Raw genomic sequence first — 22,270 nt, 5'->3', positions numbered from 1 at the left:
TTTCAACGAGATGAGAAGCAGAAAGCTCTCAAGTCGTTGTCGCCGTTGCTGTGTCGCAACAACAGGTAATATATTACCAATTAGAATTGATGTATGCAAGTGTTTTTGTAAAAAAAATTCATTTTTTTTGTTTTTCTTTTGAAATCGCCGTCATAGCGGCATTTATCCACTGGTCTTTTTGGCGACGAATTGTCTTATATCCAATCTTATTCTTGTAATCTGTCCAGAAATGCTTGTGTAAAACGGGCCTACCTATCTTCTTTTTTTCCAAAGCACGTATCGACAAACTGATTTTCCCGTTGTATTCGTCTATACCTAGCACGATTACTTTAATTTTATCTCCAATATTATAAGTATTATCTATATTAGTAACAAAACCGTGCTTTAACTCAGAAATATGAATCAAGCCTTGCTCTCCGTTGTCTAAGTCGACAAAAACACCATACGGCTGTACTCCGGAAATAGTTCCAGATACTTTATCTCCAATTTTCATAATTTCTTCCTTTAACTTTATATTCAATCTATGCAACAATATATTGTAACAGATTATATAACAGAAACTGGTGACGATATGAATAAAGAAACTTATGATATTGCAATAATAGGAGGAGGTCCCGCAGGAATCTACGCTGCATACTACGCACGCCTAAGAAAGCTCAATGTAGCATTGATAGAAAGTCTACCAAAATTAGGTGGACAACCTGAAACACTCTATGCTCAAAAGGATATTTATGATGTGCCCGCATATGCCAAAATCTCTGGTACAGAAGTATCTGACAAGTTAATAGAACAATTACACGTTCTAAATTGCGATGAATATCTTGAAACTTCAGTTACTGATCTTAAACAAGTAGATGATGTTTGGGAGATATCAACTAACAAGGAAACTATCTATAGTAAGTCAGTTATTATTGCTATCGGTAATGGTGCCTTCAAACCACGTAAACTTACCTTCGACTACGATAAGGATTTGGAAAAGCATAATCTCAGTTACTTCGTAAATGATATTGAAGAATACCGCGATATGAACTTGGCCGTTGCTGGAGGTGGTGACTCTGCTGTCGACTGGGCGATCCATCTGAATGAGTTAGCTACTCATACATCCATCATTCATAGAAGAAACAGATACCGTGCTATGGAATCTAGCGTTGACGAACTAAATGCTTCAACTGTCGAGCAACTTAATCCATATATTATCAAAGACGTTCAATTCAATGCCGACGATCACGATAAAATCGACGTTACACTCAAAATGATCAAGTCCGATGAAACAAAAGTCATTACAGTAGATAAACTACTAGTTAATTACGGCTTTATTTCTGATTCTAAGATATTACGCGATTGGAACATCGAATTAGAAGGGCCTTTCATCAAGGTTAGTCAAGAAATGGAAACAAATCTACCTAATGTATTTGCAATCGGAGATATTGTTACCTACCCCGGAAAATTACAATTACTTGCTACTGCCTTTGCTGAAGGGCCAACCGCTGTTACCAAAGCCTTACGTAACCTATATCCAGGCAGAGACTATTTTGCACACAGTACTTCATTATTTGAAAAATAATTTTAATTTTCTCATGCCTTTTAAAGTTATTTTAAGCTAACCTGTTATAATGTAGTTTAATTTGAAAATTTTGGAGTTGATTGATTGAGTTACATAATGAGTCTAGTCGACTTTATTCTGCACATTGATAGTCACATGGTCAATATTGTGAATAACTTCGGTCTTTGGACGTATCTTATACTATTTTTGATTATATTCATTGAAACTGGAGTTGTAATCCTTCCGTTTCTACCTGGTGATTCATTAATATTTGCAGCAATGGCTTTAGCAGCTAATCCCAAATATGGCTTAACGAGTATTGGTTTGTTCTTCATCTTCTTTTTTGCAGCCGTCATAGGCGATTCCATGAATTATGAGATTGGGGAGCATTTTGGAAAATTTGCGACTGAAAACAGGTACTTGAGTAAACTAATAAACAAAGACCATTTGGATGAAGCGCATGCCTTCTTTGAGAAGCATGGTGGTAAAACCATCGCCATCGGACGTTTCATCCCTCTAATCAGAACATTCGTCCCATTCGTTGCTGGTAGTGGTACGATGCATTACAGAAAATTCCTCGAATTCAATGTCATGGGAGCATTCCTTTGGGTATTGATTTGTTCCTTAGCTGGACACCTTTTCGGAAACATCCCCGCAGTTCAAGAGCATTTTTCAATGATCATCCTCGGAATCGTATTAGTTTCATTAATTCCAGTTTTGATCACAGCCTTAAAGAATCGTAGAAAAAAAACTGCATAATACAAAAATAAGTTAAGCCACATGGGCCTAACTTATTTTTTTTGCTCTAGATTTCCAAAAACTTATTCCTTCAAACAACATGAAAAATACGACAAAACACTGCGTAAAGAATTCTTCAGGTAAGATATTGATCACTGGGTCAGTCCCCGGATCAAATAACCAGTCACTGTTTCTAAATAAGACCTCGTGAAAGACAGTGAAGAATTCGTCAAAGTTGATCATCATCAAACCTACTAAGACTATCCCAACGATAGCAATATACTTAAATACTTTTGGGAAAAAAGCGCGTTTCTCATGTTGAATCCACAAATATAACCCGCAAACAATGAAAACTCCAAAATTCAACATGAACAGTTTCTTACAATCCGCAAAGTGTGCCCTACCTGAAACTGATGACTGAAAGTCATCCAATTTGAAGACCCCTTGGAACGGATTGACTAGATAATTCATCATTTGATTGTAATTATGCATGACCCTAGCTGGACTCAAATAAGATATTTGATCCAAGTTGAACTGTCTAATACTAAAATAAAACATCCCATAGCTCGCAAATATCGTCACAGTTATAGATAATGTCAAAACAAAGAACGCTAAGATAATCGTATAAATAGTATCTCTTTGAAAATTAGACATTCCACTTATCGAGACTTTCTACTTGGTAAGTAGGTTTTTTAGTTTCTGCATCAATATCAGCATGAGTGCTTACGCCACTGTAAACCAAAAGTGTATCCACTCCCGCACTCAAACCACATTTAATATCAGTATTGTAATTATCACCGACGATTATCGCCGTCGTAGGATCAAATCCCTTAGCACCGATTGCAAAATCTACGATATCAGGTTCCGGTTTACCAATATACTTGGCCTTTTGTTGAGTAGCAGTTTCAACTAACGAAATAACCGATCCCGCACCAGGTACTAATCCACGCTCATTAGGCAAATTAGTATCAGCATTCGTACCGATGAAAAATGCACCACATTTGATAGCTAAAGTAGCTAGTTCAAACTTATGATAAGTAACATCGTAGTCTAATCCAACAATAACTACATCAGGATCTGTCTCGTTAAGATGTATTCCAGTTCCAAAAACAGCACTCTTCAAGCCACATTCACCTACGACATAAGCTGAGTGATTCGTTATGTCATCATTAAACATATCCTTGACATAAGCAGCTGTGGCAAGTGATGGTGTGATGATCTGTTCTGCTTTAGCAGTAATTTGGTGATTATTCATCAGATTGTCGGCCACTTGTTGTGGCGTCTTCGTCGTGTTGTTAGTTAAGAAATAATAATCTAAGTCATTGTCATTTAGATTGTCGATAAAAACCTTAGCTTCTGGAATTTTATCTTTTCCACGGTACATAGTTCCATCAAGATCAATTAAGTATGTTTGGTACTTTTTCATTAGCTTTTCTCACCTATTTTTCTTATTTTAAAATTACGAGTCTTCGAAGTAGTAGCGTGCTTCTTAGTATGATTGGCAACGGCTCTTTTTTTATTCTTATGAATCTTGGCCGCGTGTACATTTGAAGTCCTCTTGTGACTTGAATTACGGTTAGCATGAACTTTGCTACCTTGATTATGCACACCACGTTGTTCGCGGTGCCGTTTGTTCATCGGCGACTTCTTTTCTTTTTCTAATACAAAATAAGCACAACCGAAATTACAGTATTCTAATAAATAATCTTCTAAATGAGAAATACGATTATCGATTCCACTTTCTTTACGTCCGTCTTCATAAAACCCTTTGAATCGAAGTTGATCATAACCCCAATCACCGACGATAAAGTCGTATTTATCTAATACCGTATTATAACGTTCCTCGATCTTTTCCTGATCGAATCCACTATCGTGGTCTTCAACGATGTCATATTTTTCACCATTGATAGTAATCAAATTATCAGTTAGAACGATAACATCAGCTTGCTTAATATTTTCTTTTTCTTCAGGTTCTTGCAATAATTTCACCTCACATTTCACAATGGATATTTTTTACTCAAGTATTCTCCAAAAACATTTCTTAAAAATTCAGGATAAAGAATTTTATTTTGTCCGACAATTTCGATTGAAGGAAAATATGGAACAAACAAATAGTGATCTAGCAAAGCTAGACTGTAATCCTTATCTGTCTGTAATTCTTCCCCATTGATATAAACATTTCGTTTTTCATCGATCGTGATTCCACGATAAACCAACTCGCCAAATATCTTACCACGAAAACCTTGTCCTTTTTGATGATGATTTCGTAAATACGGTCGATTTTTTTCCATTTCCATAACTAGTCGCCATACATCAGCTCCACGCATCGTCGTCTTCATCACATGAATCGCATGTGGCAACATATCATGCATGTCTTTTTCAGTGACTACCCCTTGTGGCAATCCTTCTAGAAATAATCCTGAACTCAATACACCGGCATCTGCTTGCGTGTAGTCCATGACAGCGTCTAGTCCTTCTTGAATGACAGCATTGTCTGCCTCAAAGTCCTGACTCATACTGTGCGGAATATCAGCGATTTTCTTTGCACTAAGTAGTTTTTCACCCTTTTCAAATTGTTCGCTGACCCATTTTTTGTCTTCGGGTAGTTCTGGTAATTCCGAAGTTTTTTGAGTAGTGGCATTTTTTGCAATTATTTGACCGTCGTCCAGTTTCAGATGAATCGTGCCTATATAGTGACCGTATTTTTCTGCGGCAGCCAACAAAACACCATTATCCATTTCGCCATCTTTGAATAAATGATGTGAATGTGCACCGATAATGACGTCTATGTCAGGATATTTTTGAGCAAGCAAGCGATCCATCGAAACTCCTAAGTGCGACAGTAAAATCACTACATCACATTGTTCCTTTACTTCATCTAATAACTTGGGTAACGTCTCCTGTATCAATCGAATATCCCATCCTAATAAGGGATAGGTCAGAATGTATGGAGCTGTAAATCCTAAAATACCAATTTTAGTATGCGCTTTGGTTTCCAAAATAATATATGGCTTAGCAAATTGAGCTAATTCGTGAGTCTGATCATCGTACAAGTTACCGACGACCACTGGAAAATTAGCCTTATCATACAGGTGATCTAGGTCTACACGACTATTACCTAATCCTTCGTTATTTCCAATAGTCGCAGCATCATAGCTTAATTGGTTCATCCATTCGATGTTAGCCTGACCATTCGTCGCCTCAGTCAAAGGATGTGCCCGATCCATTGCATCCCCAATATCAAACAAAAAGAACTCGTCTTCGGTATGCTGTTTTCTGGCATTGTCAATGTAGCGTTTTATTTTTGGAAAATTTTCAAAATGAGAATGTAGATCATTGGTGTGCATGATTTTTATAGTTTCCATACAAGCCCCTACTTTCTATTTAATTTTGCTAAATCAACTTTCTTCTTATCATACATCTCCAAAACTTCCTCACCACGCAACGGTGATCCCCACGGTAGATTCTCTGATAAGTAATCTCGTTCTGGAGCATCGACACCGACATTGATATTCTCAGCAATCGGTACACTGTAATGATGGATATGACCATGTAAGTTGATTATTTTATCGACTTTACCCAGCAATAACGGATAATGTGTGCAATAAAATTGATTATGGTCAAATTTCAATAGTGCTCCAACATCTTCAAATGTATACTTAGGTTTACCATCAGACATGATTGGATTACGTTTGGCTAAAAATTTAAACAGCTCTCGATAATCGTGATTACCCTTGATCAAGACGATATGCCCATTTAATTGTTTTAACATTGCATAAGTATCTTCATTAGTTGGTGTATTCTGCGGACGCATGGAGATGTCGCCTAAGTGATAAACAGTGTCATTATCATCCACACGGGTATTCCAAGCGTCGATCATAGCTTGATTCATTTGATCAACGTCTCCAAAATGTCTCGGAGCGAAGTTATTGGGCTCTAACAATTGATAATGATAAAAATGTGTATCTGCAATAAAGTAATTCATTATTCAGTTTGGTCTTCCTTCGAAATAATTTTATTTGCTTTTAGAATATCATTAAACGCATCAAGAATACGACCTTCAGGCTTTTTGTACTCGACCCATTCCGACATTTCCATCGGTGGTACAGTATAATTCTTGTTAACGTAATCCTCATAGATCGCTACAGCAGAGGAATGAGGGATATTAAGTTTTAGTATCCGTACTTCTTTGATCAAACCTAGCTCAGCTGCCTTTTCCGCACGACCATTCATTAATACATTTGCAATTTCATAATATTTTGTGCCATCATTACGTGTGATCTGCTCGATGATGTCGAGCGTCAGTTGTTCATTATCCATTTATTTAGTACCTCACAATCATTACTATTATTAAGTATATAATATTCAGTTCCATAGGGAGTTAATTATGAATTCTAGAAACAATGCTCTTTTTTCTTTTTTTATTGCTGGATTAATATTTTTCTTTGCTAGTGGCTTTACCGTTATTGGACATCGTGGAGATCCTATCAAAGCACCTGAAGAAACTTTTGAAAGCTTCAATACGGCTTTTTCGGAAGGCGCCGATTATGTTGAATTAGATTTACATGTTTCCAAAGATAATGTTTTAGTAGTCTCGCACGACAAAAATTTGGAACGTGTAACTGGAACTTCATACATAGTTTCGCAACATAATTTTTCAGAACTAAGCCAGTTAACACAAAAAAATGATGAACCTATCCATAGTTTGGACGAAGTTTTTGAACACTACAAAGACAATCCTAACGCAAAATTCTTGATTGAAACCAAGAAAACTAGCAAAGGTAATCCTCAAAATATGGAAGAACTTTTGAAAACTTGCATCGACAAATATGGAATGCAAAATCGGGTCATGTTTCACAGTTTTTCAACTAAAAGTTTGCAAAATGAAGCCGAATTAATGCCTGACATTCCTAGAATTTTTATTGCCGGGACTGTCAAGCGAGTTAATTTCGAAGTCTTATCATATGTCACTGGTGTCAACCTGTCGTCTAAGATAATTACCCCAGAAATAATCAACACTCTCCATTATATGGGAAAATCAGTCTATATATGGGATGAAATGAATGAAAGTCCAAAAAAATGGAATACTGTCATCAATATGCCAATTGACGGTGTGGTTACAAACTATCCTGCTACTGGTAACGAATATCGTAACTTAAAGGACAAATCCAAGAGTCAGACTATCAACCAAAACGTCTATTATATGAGTAGTAAGGACGAACCTATTTACGAAAATCCTTATAGATTGATCAAGACTGACAAAACGGTCCATCCCTTAGATGGTTATCATATTACCAATATCATCAAGTTCAATGGCAAACAATACGTTCAGCTGGGTGAGAATAAATTCGCTAATGCGGAGGGATTCAATCCCGACTATGAATTGAGTGAATTACGACCATACTTTGGTGCGATGGCAGTTTATCGTAGTCAACAACCGAATAATTATTTATATGCTGAGCCTAAGAAGACTGCCAAGATTATTGATTGGCTCGATATTAACAAGGCTGAACGAATCAAAGCAGTTGAAAAAAATAATGGTAACACTTGGCTAAAACTCAGCGGTGGTTGGATTCAAGCCAAGTACGTCTTAATTCAATTAACGGATGAGAACTATCTCGGAAATAACAGTCAATTGAGCTATCACGCACTACCCGTCAGTCAAAGATTCAGAAATATTGATTTACTAAAATATGAAAATTCATGGAGTCTGAATAACTATAAAGAGCTTCATAACACCGTTCTCATAAGGGATTTACAAAAATCCATCAATCTATTTATATTTGATACTGAGAGCGATTCCTTAAATCATATCTAAGTCAATTGGCTAATAGCAGCAACGTTTGGTAAAATATTTTATAAATTAAAACACTTCATGTGGAGGTTATAGATATATGTCTATAGATTGGGAAAAAGAAGTTGCACATCGCTCAGATGAATTGATCAATGATTTATCTGAATTAGTAAGCATCAACAGCCAAAGGGATATTGAAAATAAAACTAGTGATTATCCATTAGGACCCGGACCTGCAAAAGCATTACAAGCATTCTTACGTTTTGCAGATAGAGACGGATTCAATACTAAAAACGTGGATAATCTTGCCGGAAGAATCGAATTCGGTGAAGGTGACGATACAATCGCTATCTTGGGACATGTAGACGTTGTTCCTGAAGGTCCGGGTTGGAACACTAATCCATTCGAACCAGTAATCAAAGATGGAAACCTCTATGCTCGTGGAGCTAGTGATGACAAAGGACCAAGTCTGGCTTCTTACTATGCATTGAAGATCATCAAAGAACTAAAGCTACCTACTAGCAAAAAAGTCGACCTGATCTTAGGTACTGACGAAGAAAGCGAATGGGTAGGAATGAACCATTACATGGAAAAGGAAAAAATGCCAGAAACTGGTTTTTCTCCAGATGCACAATTCCCTGCTATCAATGGTGAAAAAGGTATCGTCTCATTCAGAGTTAACTTCCCAGTTTCCGAAGCTGGATTAGTTAAAACTTTCAAAGCTGGGATCAGACCTAACATGGTTCCTCAAAATGCCACAGCCGAACTAAACTTAGAATTCGGAGATATTGATACTATCAAATCAGCTCTCAATGATTTCTTGGCCGAACATCCAGAAGTCAAAGGTGAACTTGATATCAATAATGAAATTGCTACATTGACTATCATTGGTAAAGGCTCACACGCTATGGAACCACATAATGGTGTGAATGCTGCTACTTACTTAGCAAAATTATTAAATCAATTAGACCTAAATGACAGTCAAAAATTATACTTTGAATTCATCGCTGACAACTTACACTTAGATTTTGCAGGATCAAAGCTTGGCATTCAAAATACCCACGAAGTTATGGGTGAGCTAACTATGTCACCTGACATTTTTGACTTCGATAGTTCAGAAGCTAGTGTCCTACTCAACATTCGTTATCCAAAGGGTGATACTGGTGAAACACTAACTGAAAAGATCAACGCTGCTCTACCTGATGGAGTGACTGCTGAGATCGAAGGACACAATCAATTACCTCACTATGTGCCAGCAGACGATCCATTGGTTCAAGCATTAGTTGGCGCATATCGTGATCATACTGGTGATGATTCCGAACCATATACAGTTGGTGGTGGTACATACGGACGAATCCTCAAGAACGGAATTGCCTTCGGTGCAATGTTCCCAAACGATGAAAACGTCATGCATCAACCTAATGAATACATCAACTTAGATAAGCTATTCAAGGCAACGGCAATCTACGCTGACGCAATTTATAGGTTAATAAAATAGTTAACTAACAAAAGTTCTGTGGAAGGTTCTTTCCGTAGAACTTTTTTGTTTTTGCACCAATTATAAAATTTTATTATATAATTGGTGTATGTAACTTTTTAAAGGGGCTTATCTAAAAGTGAAAAATTTATGGAATAGTATAGTCAACAGCTTTAAAAGCATTAAAAGTTGGTCTGACTTTGCTACTAAAGCTAATTTAACTATCGAAGTAATTCGAAGGATCATTTTATACATCATTGCTGGAATTTTTATTTTGATGAGTTTAGCCATCGGACTTGGCATGGGTTATGTTTCAGCATTAACCAGTCAAGTAGACGTCCCTACTAAACAAGAAATGAGATCTGAATTACGAGATGTAAATAATTCAACTGCTTTGTACTTCGCTAACAACCAAAAAGTTGAAAATCTTAAAAAAGACTTAGTTGGTAAGAGTGTTTCTCTAAACGAGATGTCCCCTTACCTAAAGAAGGCTATCGTTTCAACAGAAGATAGCGATTTTTATCATCACAAGGGTGTTGTTCCCAAGTCTATTTTTAGAGCCATCATCTCTGATATCACAGGGATCGGTGCCCAGACTGGTGGATCAACTCTGACACAACAGACCGTCAAGATGCAGATGCTTTCATCTGAAACTACTTGGAAACGTAAGGCTGTGGAAATATTCTTAGCCATGCGCGTTGACAAGTATTTCTCAAAAGATGAAATCCTTGAAGATTATTTGAATGCTGCTACTTTTGGACGAAATAATAAAGGGCAGAACATCCAAGGTGTCCAAGCGGCCGCAAAGGGTTTATTTGGAAAGAACGCTTCAGATTTGAATTTAGCAGAATCGGCGTTTATCGCTGGTTTGCCACAAAGTCCTTCTATTTATACTCCATATGATATAGACGGTAAACTAAAAGATGATTATAGTCTCGGTTTGAAACGTAAGGATATCGTTTTATACCGGATGTATCGTGACAAACAAATCACGGAGTCTGAATATAACAGTGCTAAGTCATTCGACTTGAAGTCTGATTTCCAAAAACCTACTAAAGCAAAAGATAAGACTATTAAGTACGGATATATTTACAATCTGCTCACGGAACAGGCTAGAACTATCCTAATCAAACGCTTGGCTAAAAATGACGGCTTGAAATATAGCGATGTCAAGAAAGACCAAAATCTATACGAGAAATACTATACACAAGCTGATACTGAACTCCACAATAAACACTATCGTGTTGACAGCACTATCAACAAAGACTTATACGTTGCGATGAATGAACAAGTCCAATCCTATAAGTCCAATCTAGGTACGACTCACTCCGATACAGCTCAAGATCCTAACACTGGTAAGACGATCAAGGTCGCCGAACCAGTTCAGAACGGTTCAGTCCTACTAGATAATAAGACTGGTCAAGTCTTATCCTTCGTCGGAGGAGTTAACTTCAAGCAATCACAGTTGAATTACGCCTTCGATACACAAAGATCACCCGGATCCTCTATCAAACCATTGATTACTTTTGCCCCTGCTATCGAAAATGGTTTGATCGGTTCACAAACTATGCTGGCGGATTTCAAGACTAAGTTTAAGAAGTACTCACCTACTGATTATGGTGAAACAATCCAAAACCGCTTTGTTTCAGCCCGTGAAACTCTGGAAGAATCATACAATATTCCTTCAGTTAACTTGTATAACTACTTAATCTCAAGAGGTGTCGACTCATCAACCTACATGTCGAAGATGGGGATCAACTTGACTGATAAAGAATATAGTCAATTAGGTATCACACTTGGTGGTACAGAAAAAGGTGTTACCGTCCTTCAACAGGCTAGTGCCTTCTCTACCTTTGCCAATAAAGGTGTCCACGTTAATCCATATGTTGTTACCAAAGTGACTGATCCTTCTGGTAAGACCATCTATGCTCATAAATCAGCTAAGAAGCACGTCTTCTCGAAACAAACATCATACATTATCAAAAACATGCTACACGGTGTTGTCACTAAAGGTACCGCTTCAGCACTATCATATGAATCAAACTTCAGCACCAAGAATCTATTTGGTAAAACTGGTACTTCTAATGACTATCGTGATAATTGGTTTATCGGTAGTACCGATGGAGTTACCTTGGCCTCTTGGATTGGATATGGTAATTACTATGGTAACAACTATAACCTTTCAAGTGATTCGACCGACATCAACCAAGAACTATGGGCACGAATGGCAAATTCAGTTTATGAACAAGATCCTGACGCCATGAATGTCCATAAGAAGTTCAAGAAACCGTCTGGCGTTAAGAGTTACAAGGTTGACAAAGAGACTGGTACTAATACTGGTACGATCGAATATAATGGTATAACTACCAAAATTAACCAACACACTGCAACGTCGCTATACTACAAAGGTAGTCCAAAGTCGATGTCCTACAGCAACTTCGTAATTGGTGCTAAACCTAAGAATTACAAGTTGTTCTGGAATAACTACTTCGGACGTAGCAATGGCTATGGTGTCGTTACTCAGGTCGGCGATAATTCCAAGTCAACTGACGAATTAGCTTCCGAAAATGGAAGTGGACGTACTTCAGGATTTAGCAACAGTACTAACAGTAGTGACTCTTCAGACGTCACAACAGGTACGACTACTTCAAGTTCGACATCACGTACAACTAATTCAACAACCAACAACGGGACCAGCGAAACAGGTACTGGCGCGGGTAGTGGATCAGGTACTGGTTCATCAACTACCAACACAGGTGACACTCCTGGCTCTACAACCGGGACTGGCAGTGGCACAACTGGTGACACTGGTAGCACTGAGAATGGTACTGGTAACGCCGCTGGTGAATTAGGTGGTCAATAAATCAAAAGCTGAGATTTTCATCTCGGCTTTTTTGATAGTCTAGTTAATAAATGTTCGATTTAACAAACTAATAATGATAGAATGAAAACGTTATTCTTATTGTCAGAATAAAAGGAGAGTTATATGTATTTCAGTCCAGAATTTTTACAAAACTCACTGTACGTAGTTGCCGCCCTACTGGTCATCTTCGTAATCGGCGTATCTATTTACAAAATCCGACACAATATCAAGCTGTGGGACAAATCATTCACCCTAGCAACAATTGTATTGGTCAATATCTTATATTCATTGCTTCAAGGGTTCATTAATCTACCATACGAACTCAATTCTGTCATCACTGGTGGACTATCTTTGATCGCATTTGGATATATCGTAGTAATTTTGTGGGAACTACATAAACAAAGAAAAACATTGAATAATAAGTAATAAACTTTATTGGGGGAAACATGCTATGAACACATTTAATAACGTTAGCCCTACCGTATTGGCAAAAGACGTTATCACGATCGCTATTTCAGTCTTATTGATTGTTATTTATGCAATCTATCTATTTTCAAAATGGAACAAGCAGGAAAAACTACTTACAGTCGACACTTTACTACTTAGCTTGATCGTAGTTTACTCGATTTACACAACATTTATCGGATTCGTTAATATTTCTTCTGGCTTAGAAACGATGAATACAATTATCACAACGATCTTTATGATCGTCTGCATTATTTTTATTTACAGGTCGGTTAAAGAACGGCGTTCGAACAATAAAAAATAACAAAAAAATCCCGTCAGACTTCGAATTGAAGTGACGGGATTTTTTTTAAATTACTATCTAGTTGATTCACGTTTAACGATTGAGTATGGTAGCTTGATGGTATTATCGTCGATTGATTCTTGATTCATCATCTTAGTCAATAGACGCATAGCAACCGCACCAATATCATACAATGGTTCTTCAATAGAACTCATCTTAGGACGAGTTACTTCACAAAGAACGGTATCGTTGCTAGTGACTAATTCAAAGTCCTCTGGAATCTTAGTTCCAGATTTGATTGCTGAATTCAACAAGCCTGAAGCAAGCAGATCTTCTGTTACATATGCAGCCGTTGCTCCACTGTTCTTAACAGCATCCCAAATTGCCTCTCCAGCTCTAACTGAGTATTCTGCTTCAAATACCAAGTTTGATGAGAAGTTGATGTGGGCTTTCTTCAAAGCCTTCTTGTATCCATCAAGGCGGAATTTGCCATCAATCGGGTTCTCGAGGCTTCCTCCGACAAAGGCAATCTTCTTATGACCATTCTGGACTAATTGATTTACCACACTGCAGACAGCGTCTGCAAAATCGATATTTACGCTTGCCGTCTCATTATTTTTATCGACTGAGCCTGCTAAAACGATTGGTGTTTTAGAATTTGACAATGTGCGTTTTAATTTTTTGGATAATTGTTTACCCATGTAAATCAAACCGTCAACTTGCTTTGAAAGCAAGTTATTCAAAATTTGTTCTTCATCGCCAACTGATTCTTGTAAGCTAGTCAGGATAATATTGTACTTATACATCGAGGCCACGTCGTCGATACCCTTAGCTAACGAAGCGTAGTACAAGTCAGTGATATCCGGTAAGATAACACCAATAGTTGTACTCTTCTTGCTAGCTAGACCACGAGCTACCGCATTTGGACGATAGTTCAGACGATCAATAACTTCCAGTACTCTTTTCCTTGTTTCTTCTTTTACATTTGCGTTTCCGTTAACAACACGAGAAATTGTCGCCATGGAAACATTAGCGGCCTCGGCTACATCATAGATTGTTACTACTTTTTTTTCCATTAATATTCACTCTCTCAAACAAATTTCCATTTAGATATCTCTAATTTATCAAAAGTTTTCACATTTTGCAAGCGGTTTCCATATTATCATTATAAGTTTTCATATTCTTTCAAAAAGAAAATCGTTTTCAGTGATATACTTAATATAAATAAATAAAAGGAGTGTTTTTTTCATGAAGAAGCAACTGACTGAACTACAAAATTACTTAGCTCAAAATGGTTATGATGCTGCGTATGTATCTAATCCGACAGACATCAACTATTTTACTGGATTCTTTAGTGAACCAGCAGAAAGAATTTTAGCTCTTCTAGTTTTCCCAGACAAAGATCCATTCCTATTTGCACCTCAACTAGAGGTTGAATCAGCTAAAAAAGCTGGTTGGGATAAAGATGTCTTTGGCTATCTAGATCACGAGAACCCATTCGAACTAATGGCAGGTCACATCAAGGATGCCGCTGGCACACCTGCTAAATGGTCAATCGAGAAGGATGATCTCTCAGTTGACAAGTTAGAGTCACTCAAGAGCCAATTCCCAGACGCTACATTCCCAGACAATCTCTCCAAATATATGGCAAATGCTAAATTGATCAAGACTCCAGAAGAGATTGAATTACTCAAGGCTGCCGGTAAAGAAGCTGACTATGCACTTGAAGTAGCATTCGGTGCTATCAAAGAAGGTCGTACAGAGCAAGAAATCGTTGCTGAGATCGAATATGCAATGATGAGAAAAGGTGTCATGCATATGAGTTTTGACACAATCGTACAAGCTGGCGACAATGCTGCTAATCCTCACGGTGGACCAGAGAAGAACGTTCTTACACCTAATGAACTCGTATTATTTGATTTAGGTACAGTTCATCAAGGCTACATCAGTGATGTTTCTAGAACTGTTGCCTTCGGCAAACCTGATGACAAGTCACTTGATATCTACAAAGTAGACTTAGAAGCTAACTTGGCTGCTATGGATGCTGCTAAACCAGGTGTTACAGCCGCAGAACTAGATAAGATCGCACGTGATATCATCACTAAAGCTGGCTATGGCGAATACTTCATTCATAGACTTGGACATGGTATGGGAACTTCAGAACACGAATTCCCATCAATCATGGAAGGTAATGATATGGAACTTAGACCAGGCATGTGCTTCTCAATCGAACCAGGAATCTATATTCCACACGTTGCCGGTGTTAGAATCGAAGACTGTGTATACATCACAGAAGATGGCTGCGAACCATTCACACATACATCTAAAGACTTAACTTACATCGACTAGTATCAACTAAAAAAGCCATCTGACAATTGTCAGATGGTTTTTATTTTTCTTCGTTATTTTCTTCATCATTATTGAAGTTTTCAGATGCTCCACTTGTAGCATCTGCCTCTTCAGAATTTGCGTCAGATCCTACATCCTTAGTAGCCTGACCCTCAAGATCTCCTTCATCAAATACAATGTCAGAAGCATCTTCATCTTCACGGATCTTATCAGCAGTAGCTAACATCTGTTCCTTCAATGCATCAGTCTTCTCATTAAAGTTGTTGACTAAATCATTTTTTCCAGAGAATCCAACTCCACCGTTATTAAAGTCACTGCGGATAGTCTTGATATTTTCTAAAGTACGTTGACCTGATTCACTAGTGAGATACTTAGAAGCGGCATATCCCGCTGCACTACCTAATACTACTCCAAGTAAAAATTGATTATTTTTCATAATTATCTCTTCTTTCTTGGCATAAATTTGGCAACTGCTTTAACTAATGTTGCTGCATTTCCAACTGTTAAAATATTTTGTAATCCAAAACCTGAACTAGGCTTCTCAGCAGTAGCGTTAGCAGACTTCTTACCTAAGTTTTCAACTGTATCAAATAATGGATTTAATTTGGCTGACTTACTGTTAACATCATCCATCAACGTATTTGTCTTATCTACTAGCTGATTTGTTTGTTGCATGATGTCATCAGTATTCTTTGAGAGTACTTCCACCATCTTAGTTGTTTCCTTAATCGTATCTTGTAACTCATTCAGCAACTTAGCAGTTGAAATAAGAGTCTTGGCTAAATATAATACCAAGACTACAAATGCCAACGCAGCTATCAAACCTGCAATTTGTCCCAATGTCATAATGTAATCCTCCTGTATGCGCTCTCTTTGATTCTCGTACTTTATACTAGCATTATAACAATTTTACGGCAATTAATTACCAATTAATCCAACTTTGCCACTCATCTTCTAGTTTTCTGATGGCACGCCCACGATGACTGATTTGATTCTTCTCATCCATCGAAATCTGCCCCATAGTCTTATCCAGCTCTGGTACGTAGAATAACGGATCATAGCCAAAACCATCATCACCTTGTGGCAACGTAGCTATCAATCCCTTAACCTCACCCTCAACGACAAGATCGTCGTCATTCTTCGGATTCGAGAAGACTAGTGTACTAACAAACCTAGCCGTGCGTTTTTCCATCGGAATACCACCTAACTCTGCCAATAACTTAGCATTATTAGCAGCATCATTGTGGTCACCAGCATAGCGAGCAGAATAGATACCCGGCTGACCAAATAACGCATCGACTTCTAATCCGGAGTCATCAGCAATCGTCGGTAAATTGAATTGTTTCATGACTGCATGAGCTTTTATCGTAGCATTCTCTTCAAAAGATGAACCAGTTTCTTTAACATCTGGGAAACTAGGAAAATCTAACAAGGTCTTCAGAGTAACCTCAGATTCATCAAAAATATGCTTGAATTCTGCAGCCTTGTTTGGATTCTTAGTTGCGATTATTATTTCTTTCATTTATCTTCTCCCACATTTACTAGACTAATTTCATCAATCGGCGTGTTCAACCATTTCTTAGCCAAACGTTCAAACTCGTCGATACCACCTGTCGCATGCAACGCAATACTTCCATGTGAGATCTTATCATTTAATAAATGATTGGCGTCCAAGTAATCTCTGACATAAGATACCGTTTCTACTCCAGAATCTATGAGATTTATTTCGTCACCCAAGACCTCACGAATCTGTGGTCTCAACATTGGAAAATGCGTACATCCCAATACTAAAGTATCAAACCTAGAATCCTTAAATGGCTCCAAAGTTTTAGCGATATTTTGTTTAGCCCCTATCGAATCGGCTTGGTCATTTTCAACGAAAGAAACAAATTTCTGTGCAGCAACACCTAAGACGTCGATCTTAGGGTCAGCCGCTTTAATTGCCTTGTCATAGCTCTTAGAGTTGATGGTAGCCTCTGTACCAATAACTCCGACCTGACCGGTTTGAGTGCTCAAACTCGCAGCGACTGCTCCCGGTTGAATGACTCCAAACATTGGAATAGAAAATTCATTTTTTAAAGTGGGCAGAGCATTAGCTGTAGCAGTGTTACATGCATAGATGATTACTTTTACATCTTGTGAGATCAAGTACTTTACTAACTCTCGAGTATATTCAGTGATTTGTTCTTTAGTCTTGATACCATATGGCATTCTAGCCTCATCACCAATAAATACAATATCTTCACCAGGCATTTGTTTGATAACTTCTTTGGTGACAGTTAAGCCACCCAATCCTGAATCTAATAAACCAATGGATCTTTTATCACTCATAATGCACCTTCTATTTTTTTATTTCTTTAATTAATTAAAATTCTTATGCTTGGTGTTATACAATAGCTTAAAAACCTAATAGTCTAATGATATAATAAATTGTCGATAAAAAGGAGTAAAAATAATGGCCGCAAAATTTAAAAACGCTTCAAAAAACACCGAAGAAAAGTTAACTGATATTCCTGACGTCTTACAACCTAACAAAAATGGTGAAAATACAGATGAGTTAGCTGAAAGTTATTTTGCAGTTTCAGTACTCCGCGATTTTGTTCTTCCTGATCTGTTGGACAAAGATACCGTAGAGCTACTGTACTGGGCTGGTAAAAATCTAAGCAGACAACTGATACTTGATATGTCAAGCTTGCCAGAGCTGTTCTCCAAAGCTGCTTTGGGTAAATTAGAAATTACCAAGCAAACCAAAGATAGTTATCAATATACTTTGACCGGTCCTGAAGTAGAGCAGCGCTTCAATCTTAATAATGACAATCCAGAATTCTCACTCGAAACTGGGATAATTACTGAAACTGTCGAAAAAACTATTGAGGCTTTCTGTTTAGGTACTTATACCGTCAACAGCAAAGCAAAGAGTGTTTCAATTAAAATCCAAATTGATCGAAACTAAAGTTTACAACAAAAAAGATGCTTAGGCAAAAAATCGCCTGAGCATCTTTTTTTTAGTTGTACAAAATTTAGTCTGTGTAGCCATCCAAAATCTTAGCTAATTGTGCCTTGCTGTGAAAACCAGTTAGTTTTTCAACAACTTCGCCATCTTTTTTGATAACAAGCGTTGGGATAGCCATGATTCCAAATTCTTCAGGTGTCTTAGGATTAGCATCGACATCCATCTTTGTAAATCTAACAGCATCATTTTCTTCTGATAATTGTTCAATTACAGGTGATTGCATACGACAAGGACCACACCAAGTTGCCCAAAAGTCAGTAATTACAACGCCATCTTTTGTTTCTTCTTCAAAATCCTTATCTGTTAGTTCATCAACCATGAGATCACTCCTTCTATACTCTGTCCATAAAATATTAACACTACAACACATTACAAGAAAACATTTTGTTTCGAGATTACAAATCTACGATAGTAGCACCTGACCCACCAGAACTAGCTGGCGCATATCCAAATGACTTAACACGTGGATTTCGTTGCAAATACTTTGTCACACCTTTTCTAATGACACCAGTACCAAATCCATGCACGATCGTAACTTGGTTATAGCCTGCTAACAGAGCCGAATCAATGTATTGATCCAGTTCCGTCATGGCCTCTTCGTAGCGTTTGCCACGGAGATCTAGCTTACTTGAAAGCCCCGTGCTCTTGGTTCTTTTAACCATCGTTGGTTTCTTTTCTGATTCTTCAGGTTTGGAGTCTGTCTTTTCCAAATCATCACCTGAGAACTTCATCTTCAGAATACCTAATTGAACTTCAAACTGTCCATTCTTATCCTTACGAACAATTGTTCCAATTTGACCATAAGTCAATGCCTTTACTTCGTCACCGACTTTGAGTTCTTGTTTACGTTTATTACGTCTAAGAACTTTGTTCTTCTTAACAGTTTCATCTTGATGCAAGTTCTTCAAGCCCGTTTTGGCGGAGATGATTTGATCCTCTTTGACTGCAACTCCATCTTGTTCTAATTTACGTAAACGATCAATGATCTTATCGGATTCTTTACGTGATTTAGAAACAATCTGATTAGCACGAACTTTGGCAGCTTGAATCTCTGATTCTTTAGAATTATCCAATTGAAGACGTTTTTGTTCGAAATCATCTTCGATTTGTTTATTACGAGACAATTGTGAATCTAAATCTTCGTTTTTCTTTTCAAAGTCTTTGCGACGATTTTCAAGATCCTTGATCATGTTGTTCAAGTCTTGGCTCTCGCCACTCATCAAACTTTGTCCACGATCAACGACCTCACGATCCATCCCCAGTCTAGCCGCAATATTAAACGCATTACTTGATCCTGGGATACCGATCATCAAACGATAAGTCGGTTTCAATGACTTCTCGTCGAATTCCATACTAGCATTAATAGTATCGTCAGTATTGTATGCAAAGACCTTCAATTCTGGATAGTGAGTAGTTGCCATGATGACACAATTCGATTTTGCTAATTTTTCTAGGATAGCAATCGCAATTGCGGCACCCTCTTGTGGATCGGTACCAGCACCTAGTTCATCGATCAGCACTAAACTGTGTGCTGAAACCTTATGCATAATATTGATTATATTATCCATATGTGATGAGAAAGTACTTAGGTTTTGTTCAATTGACTGTTCATCACCGATATCAACGAAAATCTCATCAAATACGGCAACTTGACTCTCTTCATGTGCTGGAATAAACAATCCCGCTTGTGCCATCGCTTGAATTAAACCTAGTGTCTTCATAGTGATGGTCTTACCACCAGTATTAGGTCCAGTTATCAGCATCGTCTTATAGTCATCACCGATCTTGATGTCGTTCGCAACTACTCGATCTGATGCAATCAGTGGGTGTTTCGCCTCTTTAATATCAACAATATTATCCTTTGAGATTAGAGGCTCAGTTCCCTTGATCTGATTAGCATACTTAGCCTTGGCATTGATCAAATCAAATTCACCTAAGACTTCATTATTTTTAACGATATCGTCAATTTCTGGACGCACTAAATCAGATAAATGATTCAGCACTCGGATTTCTTCGAGCTTTTCTGAAGTTTGTGCATCGTGCAAGCGATTATTAAGCCCTACGACAGCTTCTGGCTCGATATAGAGTGTTTGTCCACTAGCACTTTGATCATGCACTACACCGCCAAATTTTGAGCGATATTCAGTTTTGACTGGAACAACGAATCTATCGTCACGCAAAGTCACGATCGACTCCGTCAAATACTTAGTATTGTTGCCCCGAGTATAACGCTCCATGGACTTTCTGATCTCATCGTTGAGTCGTCCGATCTGTTCACGAATATACTTCAAGTCCTCAGATGCCGTATCCAACACTCTACCAGTATCATCAACAGATTTTGTGATCCTAGTAGTCAAACTAGGATTATCAATTAAGCCATCATTCAAATCATATAAACGACGAAGTTCCACTTCATCGTCTTTTAATTTATCAAAAAAATCTTTCAGTTCACTGGTGTTTTTTAAGACTTCGCCAATAGAAGCCAATTCGGTTCCATTAAGATTACCATCTTTTTTTAACCGGTTAGCTTGATCATGTAAATCAGTTAATTTTCTAACTGGAATTTCTCCTTTAAGACGTACAATATCCATTCCATCTTTTGTTTGATCAATTAAGCGTTGCACAATTGATTCAACAGACATTGGCATGAGTTTTTTTAGGAGAGTATCACCGCGTGAAGTAATTAGAAATTTGCCGATCTCAGCTTTGATCCGGTCAAATTCTAACGCTGTTAAAGCTTTATTATTCATATCTACTCCCTACATCTACAAACGAATAGACTGGGACAAAACAAAGTCTTGTCCCAGTTTTTCTTTAATTATTGTTTTTATATCCATAAACCAGTTAATAACTTAGTTAAAACTGGCGTGCTTCTGATCATTGTTGAAGCGACAAATGAGTGTTGTAAAGTATCTTGGATCCCACCAACAGGAATCATGGCAATCATAAGAAGAACCATGAAGACTGAAACATAAGTTACGATCAGTCCTAAGATTCCACCACTCAATAAATTGATGTCGTTGAACATTGGATAGTAAGTTAGACGTTTGAAATAAAGTCCGACGAAACGCACAATTACCCATCCAATAAAACAAACAAAGATAAAAGCGAAGGCACGATAAAATGCATCATCCAATTCCATTCCTACTTTAGTCGAAAAGAATGCAAATTCACTTCCCAAACTAGCAGAAGGATAAGGAACAATCATTTCAAATTTTGGTCCTAATACTCTGAAGGACAACAAAGCGATACCAAAAAAGATAGCATATCCAATTGTAAAAAATGCTTGCATGGCCAATCCGCGTCGTGCTCCAACGTAAAAACCATAGGCTAAAAATAAAATAAGTAACAGACTCAGCATTATATCCCCTTAAATAAAAAGTTCCAAAAACCATGGATCAATAAACTATCGATCCATGGTTTTTTGTAAACTATTGATCTTGACCGTCATCTGACGTAAAAGTATTCAAAACTTCTTGAACCATGTCCCATTCCTCTGGATCTTCGATCGGTAGGAGATCTCCGGCAGTAACATCGCCGTTTTCATCTGGTTCAAATGAGTAAGCTTGAAGTTCGATTTCATCAGAATCTTCATCTGCTTTGGGATATAGAAAGACGTAAGACTTACCATAATCCTCTGAATCAAAAGTAAAGAGAATCTTATACGTTTCTTCCTTACCTTGATCGTCACTTAGTGTAACTTCATCCAAATCTTTTGGTGATTCTGGATTCTCATTCATAAATA

The 22,270-nt window shown here is 37.6% G+C and carries 25 protein-coding genes; 9 read left to right on the top strand and 16 right to left on the bottom strand.

Going from position 1 to position 22,270, the window contains the following annotated elements; translation table 11 throughout:
• Window positions 1-118: 118 nt before the first annotated feature.
• Window positions 119-493, bottom strand: a complete 375-nt coding sequence (locus tag AC27FM_RS12545) for a CvfD/Ygs/GSP13 family RNA-binding post-transcriptional regulator (protein WP_487088821.1) — start codon at window positions 491-493, stop codon at window positions 119-121.
• A 78-nt stretch (window positions 494-571) separates the two neighbouring features.
• Between AC27FM_RS12545 and AC27FM_RS12540 the strand changes: the two genes are divergently transcribed.
• Together AC27FM_RS12540 and AC27FM_RS12535 are read left to right on the top strand one after the other, a co-directional pair.
• Window positions 572-1,564: an NAD(P)/FAD-dependent oxidoreductase gene (locus AC27FM_RS12540; protein WP_487088819.1), complete on the top strand. Its 993-nt coding sequence runs from the start codon at window positions 572-574 to the stop codon at window positions 1,562-1,564.
• Between the two features lie 93 nt (window positions 1,565-1,657).
• Window positions 1,658-2,302, top strand: coding sequence for a DedA family protein (locus AC27FM_RS12535; protein ID WP_487088832.1), 645 nt, complete (start codon window positions 1,658-1,660; stop codon window positions 2,300-2,302).
• A 27-nt stretch (window positions 2,303-2,329) separates the two neighbouring features.
• Here AC27FM_RS12535 and AC27FM_RS12530 read toward each other — a convergent pair whose 3' ends face one another.
• Genes AC27FM_RS12530 through AC27FM_RS12505 form a run of 6 tightly spaced genes read right to left on the bottom strand, consistent with a single transcriptional unit; the run spans window position 2,330 to window position 6,601 of the window.
• Window positions 2,330-2,935, bottom strand: coding sequence for a TIGR01906 family membrane protein (locus tag AC27FM_RS12530; RefSeq protein WP_487088817.1), 606 nt, complete (start codon window positions 2,933-2,935; stop codon window positions 2,330-2,332).
• Entirely contained in the window at window positions 2,928-3,707 is a 780-nt protein-coding gene (locus AC27FM_RS12525) for a TIGR01457 family HAD-type hydrolase (protein ID WP_487088815.1), read from the bottom strand. Before AC27FM_RS12525 ends, AC27FM_RS12530 begins: the two co-directional genes overlap by 8 nt.
• The gene (locus tag AC27FM_RS12520; protein WP_487088814.1) at window positions 3,707-4,261 is read right to left on the bottom strand and encodes a YutD family protein; all 555 of its coding nucleotides are present in this window, start codon (window positions 4,259-4,261) and stop codon (window positions 3,707-3,709) included. Before AC27FM_RS12520 ends, AC27FM_RS12525 begins: the two co-directional genes overlap by 1 nt.
• 17 nt (window positions 4,262-4,278) lie before the next feature.
• Entirely contained in the window at window positions 4,279-5,646 is a 1,368-nt protein-coding gene (locus AC27FM_RS12515) for a bifunctional metallophosphatase/5'-nucleotidase (RefSeq protein WP_487088812.1), read from the bottom strand.
• 8 nt (window positions 5,647-5,654) lie between these two features.
• Window positions 5,655-6,266, bottom strand: a complete 612-nt coding sequence (locus AC27FM_RS12510) for a metallophosphoesterase (protein WP_487088810.1) — start codon at window positions 6,264-6,266, stop codon at window positions 5,655-5,657.
• On the bottom strand, window positions 6,266-6,601 hold the full coding sequence (locus AC27FM_RS12505; protein WP_487088808.1) for a hypothetical protein: 336 nt from the start codon (window positions 6,599-6,601) through the stop codon (window positions 6,266-6,268). Before AC27FM_RS12505 ends, AC27FM_RS12510 begins: the two co-directional genes overlap by 1 nt.
• 67 nt (window positions 6,602-6,668) lie before the next feature.
• Between AC27FM_RS12505 and AC27FM_RS12500 the strand changes: the two genes are divergently transcribed.
• From AC27FM_RS12500 to AC27FM_RS12480, 5 genes are all read left to right on the top strand, one after another.
• On the top strand, window positions 6,669-8,099 hold the full coding sequence (locus AC27FM_RS12500; RefSeq protein WP_487088806.1) for a glycerophosphodiester phosphodiesterase: 1,431 nt from the start codon (window positions 6,669-6,671) through the stop codon (window positions 8,097-8,099).
• Window positions 8,100-8,175: 76 nt separating this feature from the next.
• On the top strand, window positions 8,176-9,573 hold the full coding sequence (gene pepV, locus AC27FM_RS12495) for a dipeptidase PepV (protein WP_487088804.1): 1,398 nt from the start codon (window positions 8,176-8,178) through the stop codon (window positions 9,571-9,573).
• A gap of 118 nt (window positions 9,574-9,691) precedes the next feature.
• Entirely contained in the window at window positions 9,692-12,415 is a 2,724-nt protein-coding gene (locus AC27FM_RS12490; RefSeq protein WP_487088802.1) for a transglycosylase domain-containing protein, read from the top strand.
• Window positions 12,416-12,538: 123 nt separating this feature from the next.
• Window positions 12,539-12,841 carry a hypothetical protein gene (locus AC27FM_RS12485; RefSeq protein WP_487088800.1) on the top strand — a complete coding sequence of 101 codons (303 nt, stop codon included), beginning with the start codon at window positions 12,539-12,541 and terminating at the stop codon, window positions 12,839-12,841.
• Window positions 12,842-12,866: 25 nt separating this feature from the next.
• The gene (locus AC27FM_RS12480; protein ID WP_487088798.1) at window positions 12,867-13,184 is read left to right on the top strand and encodes a hypothetical protein; all 318 of its coding nucleotides are present in this window, start codon (window positions 12,867-12,869) and stop codon (window positions 13,182-13,184) included.
• A 53-nt stretch (window positions 13,185-13,237) separates the two neighbouring features.
• Here the strand turns inward: AC27FM_RS12480 and ccpA are convergent, their stop codons facing one another.
• Window positions 13,238-14,239, bottom strand: coding sequence for a catabolite control protein A (gene ccpA, locus AC27FM_RS12475; RefSeq protein WP_487088796.1), 1,002 nt, complete (start codon window positions 14,237-14,239; stop codon window positions 13,238-13,240).
• Window positions 14,240-14,411: 172 nt separating this feature from the next.
• Here ccpA and AC27FM_RS12470 point away from each other — a divergent pair, with 172 nt between their 5' ends.
• Window positions 14,412-15,512, top strand: a complete 1,101-nt coding sequence (locus AC27FM_RS12470) for a M24 family metallopeptidase (RefSeq protein WP_487088794.1) — start codon at window positions 14,412-14,414, stop codon at window positions 15,510-15,512.
• Window positions 15,513-15,552: 40 nt separating this feature from the next.
• On the opposite strand, the gene AC27FM_RS12465 is transcribed toward AC27FM_RS12470, so the two are convergent.
• From AC27FM_RS12465 to murI, 4 genes are all read right to left on the bottom strand, one after another.
• Window positions 15,553-15,948: a YtxH domain-containing protein gene (locus AC27FM_RS12465; protein ID WP_487088792.1), complete on the bottom strand. Its 396-nt coding sequence runs from the start codon at window positions 15,946-15,948 to the stop codon at window positions 15,553-15,555.
• 2 nt (window positions 15,949-15,950) lie between these two features.
• Window positions 15,951-16,358, bottom strand: a complete 408-nt coding sequence (locus AC27FM_RS12460; protein ID WP_487088791.1) for a DUF948 domain-containing protein — start codon at window positions 16,356-16,358, stop codon at window positions 15,951-15,953.
• 76 nt (window positions 16,359-16,434) lie between these two features.
• Window positions 16,435-17,034: an XTP/dITP diphosphatase gene (locus AC27FM_RS12455; protein WP_487088789.1), complete on the bottom strand. Its 600-nt coding sequence runs from the start codon at window positions 17,032-17,034 to the stop codon at window positions 16,435-16,437.
• Window positions 17,031-17,843, bottom strand: coding sequence for a glutamate racemase (gene murI, locus AC27FM_RS12450; RefSeq protein ID WP_487088787.1), 813 nt, complete (start codon window positions 17,841-17,843; stop codon window positions 17,031-17,033). Before murI ends, AC27FM_RS12455 begins: the two co-directional genes overlap by 4 nt.
• 124 nt (window positions 17,844-17,967) lie before the next feature.
• On the opposite strand from murI, the gene AC27FM_RS12445 reads away from it, so the two are divergent.
• On the top strand, window positions 17,968-18,465 hold the full coding sequence (locus AC27FM_RS12445) for a DUF2507 domain-containing protein (RefSeq protein WP_487088786.1): 498 nt from the start codon (window positions 17,968-17,970) through the stop codon (window positions 18,463-18,465).
• Between the two features lie 67 nt (window positions 18,466-18,532).
• Here the strand turns inward: AC27FM_RS12445 and trxA are convergent, their stop codons facing one another.
• The 4 genes from trxA to AC27FM_RS12425 form a co-directional block, all read right to left on the bottom strand.
• Window positions 18,533-18,844: a thioredoxin gene (gene trxA / locus AC27FM_RS12440; RefSeq protein WP_487088784.1), complete on the bottom strand. Its 312-nt coding sequence runs from the start codon at window positions 18,842-18,844 to the stop codon at window positions 18,533-18,535.
• A gap of 76 nt (window positions 18,845-18,920) precedes the next feature.
• A complete protein-coding gene (locus tag AC27FM_RS12435; protein WP_487088782.1) occupies window positions 18,921-21,275 on the bottom strand; it encodes an endonuclease MutS2 in 2,355 nt (784 codons plus the stop codon).
• A gap of 77 nt (window positions 21,276-21,352) precedes the next feature.
• Window positions 21,353-21,886, bottom strand: coding sequence for a CvpA family protein (locus tag AC27FM_RS12430; RefSeq protein ID WP_487088780.1), 534 nt, complete (start codon window positions 21,884-21,886; stop codon window positions 21,353-21,355).
• A 70-nt stretch (window positions 21,887-21,956) separates the two neighbouring features.
• The gene (locus tag AC27FM_RS12425) at window positions 21,957-22,265 is read right to left on the bottom strand and encodes a DUF1292 domain-containing protein (RefSeq protein ID WP_487088778.1); all 309 of its coding nucleotides are present in this window, start codon (window positions 22,263-22,265) and stop codon (window positions 21,957-21,959) included.
• Window positions 22,266-22,270: the final 5 nt, after the last annotated feature.

This window comes from Companilactobacillus sp. y65-5 (assembly GCF_057541095.1).
The sequence above is the reverse complement of the archived record's forward strand: the minus strand, read 5'-3'. Positions and strand labels throughout refer to the sequence as shown.